Origin of the sequence: Stenotrophomonas maltophilia, assembly GCF_013464915.1 — a bacterium.
Taxonomy (GTDB): Bacteria; Pseudomonadota; Gammaproteobacteria; order Xanthomonadales; family Xanthomonadaceae; genus Stenotrophomonas; species Stenotrophomonas maltophilia_AT.
The window spans coordinates 1-2691 of record NZ_RAVT01000089.1; the positions used below are offsets into that span (position 1 = coordinate 1).

The 2691-nt window shown below is 51.6% G+C and carries 4 protein-coding genes; all 4 read right to left on the reverse strand.

The annotated features are described in order from the left end of the window. Positions 1 to 173 (reverse strand): hemagglutinin repeat-containing protein (locus tag D7T59_RS21500; RefSeq protein ID WP_180853529.1); only part of this gene is annotated, 173 nt, incomplete at its 3' end. Between the two features lie 130 nt (positions 174 to 303). Further along, positions 304 to 1032 (reverse strand): hypothetical protein, encoded by a 729-nt coding sequence (locus D7T59_RS21030; protein ID WP_180853530.1) that lies wholly within the window; start codon positions 1030 to 1032, stop codon positions 304 to 306. A 322-nt stretch (positions 1033 to 1354) separates the two neighbouring features. After that, entirely contained in the window at positions 1355 to 1684 is a 330-nt protein-coding gene (locus tag D7T59_RS21035) for a hypothetical protein (protein ID WP_180853531.1), read from the reverse strand. Further along, positions 1681 to 2691 (reverse strand): DNA/RNA non-specific endonuclease (locus D7T59_RS21040; protein WP_180853532.1); only part of this gene is annotated, 1011 nt, incomplete at its 5' end. The genes D7T59_RS21040 and D7T59_RS21035, both read right to left, overlap by 4 nt.

Sequence of the window (2691 nt, forward strand, 5' to 3'; positions counted from 1 at the left end):
TGCGCGCCGATGCTGAAGCCGATCTCACCGCTGCCGCTCTTGTTCTTCGACGACTGCGTGTGGTCTTCCGCTTCGCTGCGCAGGGTGATGTTGTCCCGCGCGGCTAATGCCGTGATGGTGGCCGTGAAATCAATATCGGCCAGAGCATGCTCATTTTCATCAAACAATACCACCGTGCCGGAACAAGGCGCGATGCTGTCGTCGTTCTTGTTCGCAACCTACAGCGATCTCAGGTTGGACCTAGCCAATCCTCCATGGTATTGCAGATGTGACCGTCATTTTCAACTACCGCCCGGCTCGGCCTCAATCCACGCCAAAAAGCGCTGCCCTGAGGAGGCTCTGGGTTTTCGAAGTTGATTCATCACGGAAAACATCATCAGACGCAACGACCTTATCAACGCCACCAAGCTCATATACTTCCATGCCCGCTTCTTGCAGCATGAACAAGCTGAGACAGCGGGAAGTACCAGATTTTTCCCAGAAGGTTTCACCTAACCACATGATGTTTCCAACTGCTTCCATATACCCCTGCCTGAATACCTTTCGCCCAAGATTCATAGACGTATCTATTTCCACCTGATCCAGGGGAGGAGGCAGCCCATTGGATTTCAGTGAGAGACCCGAGAGAGTTCGACCAGCGCTTTCATACTGAAGTGGATCGGTCGCATTTTGCCAATAGTCATAATCCACGTCGGCAACCCATGCCTGAATCATGCCCTTGACACCAAGAAGTGGATCGAACTTCGAATCCAAATCTACATGATCATGTTCCACCGTCTCTTGCATCAGAACAAAACACTGCCCCCATGCCGGAATCAAGCCGAAACGAAGGTCGAATCCAGCTGACGCCAAACCACTTGGCCATACCTTCCTCTTTACTACTTCTCTCTCTATGGCTTTCAGGCCGACTTCATTTCCGCGCAGAAAGAACACAGGGGGATAGCCCATCCCACGCAGCACGTCAATGACCTTTGACAGCGCGCTCAGCCCATCAAAAATCCCGTATTCATAGACAAACCTGTATTTCCTCAACAGGAGCCCTCACTTAAATTCTTTAATTATTAACTCAACATTATTCTCAGGGTGATGCTGTCCCGCGCGGCCAGCCCCACGTCGTCACCCTTCACCTGGCTGCGGATGGTGCTGCCCACCGCCGACTGGTCGTGGCTGGTCTGACTCGCACTGGAGCTGGAGGCGCCGATGTCGATAGGACGGACTAGCCCTCAACCGAAAGCACTAGCTCCGTCATTACGCCAGAATTTTCGCTCCAGCGTCTGCCACCTTGATTTTCAAGAATTCCTCATCGAGTCAAAGGATCCTGGAAATTTTAGACTAATGGCACGAACAAAAACCACTAAGAATATCTAAACTGCGTGGTTACAGTCTTATCGGAATTAATCACAATATCAAACTCCCTCCAATCCCCCCCCGTATGCTCCCTCATTACATCATGGAGATCACAAACCAAATCAGCACAACCCTTATCACCATAATCATTCAACAATGCAGATACGGAAACGCCACCGATCGTGTAGGAGAATGAGGAATCAATGCCAAGAGAACCATCTTCCTCCGGAAGATAGCGAAATCTACACACAGCATCCGTGTAACCATCCTCAGCACTTGCATCCATCGCCCTATATAGAGAATCAATTATCTCGATCTGCCTTTCAATGCAACTCATTGACCACCACCGTGCTCATTCTTAAAAGTTCTCGAGGATATCTTACCATCAATACTATACACAACAGTAACCGTATCTGGCCTCGCATTACCCTGTGATGATCTTGCAAATTTCACAGTTACATCTCCGACACTCCTACCCTCCGTCAGAGCGGAAGTTATTTCATTCTCAAACTTTTTGTATGCGCTCGAATTGAAGTTCGAATTCTGAGGGAAAATGTTGTAGCGATCGCAAGTTCCACCATGGCGACAAGCTTGAATGTGCCCTCCAACATCACCTGCAATCCCTTCCTTTCCAACTGCGGTCTGACGCCCATCGCGAGTCCCAGGGATATTGTTAGGGCGGTAGGTTATTTCCTCCACAAACCCGCTTCCATTGGTCTTGAAGACCGTTCCATTTGTGAGTTCAACTTTGGAGTTCGGCGGCGGATTATTTAGAATTTCGTACTCCCTCGTCCCCTTTTGCGCGCGCGACGGATCAATTTTCCCCTCTCGCCCCAAATTGGTGTTAGTTACAACGCGATCCGCTCTACCAGGAAGCTCCTTCTGCGCAAGCACCCTTCCGCCCACTCGGCTGATCGCCTGCTCGGCAGCCATCCGCACGAGTGAAACAGCCGCACCCGCCAAGGGATTCTGATCACCTTGATAGGTTGAAGCATTGAAGGAATCCAGAACCCTCTTTCCCTGCACTGAATTGTAGGAGCCCAGGGCGGAGTCCAGACCATCCATACCGGACTTGGCCGACAGTACGGCCACCCCAGCTAGCCCAACCGGAGCCGCACACAGCACGACAGTCCCACAACCGGGCGTAGTTGCCACCGCGCCGGCGGTTGCACCTACTGCCCCAGCCGCACCACCGACTGCCTGCACCCCTCCCTTGATTCGCATGAATGACTCATCGAACCGAAGGATCTGGTCATTCACTTGATCGATCGTTGAGTAGCCAAGGAAAGCATTGGCGCCCTTGATAAGCTGCTGCTCTGCCGCATATCCACGTCCGCGTTTCTC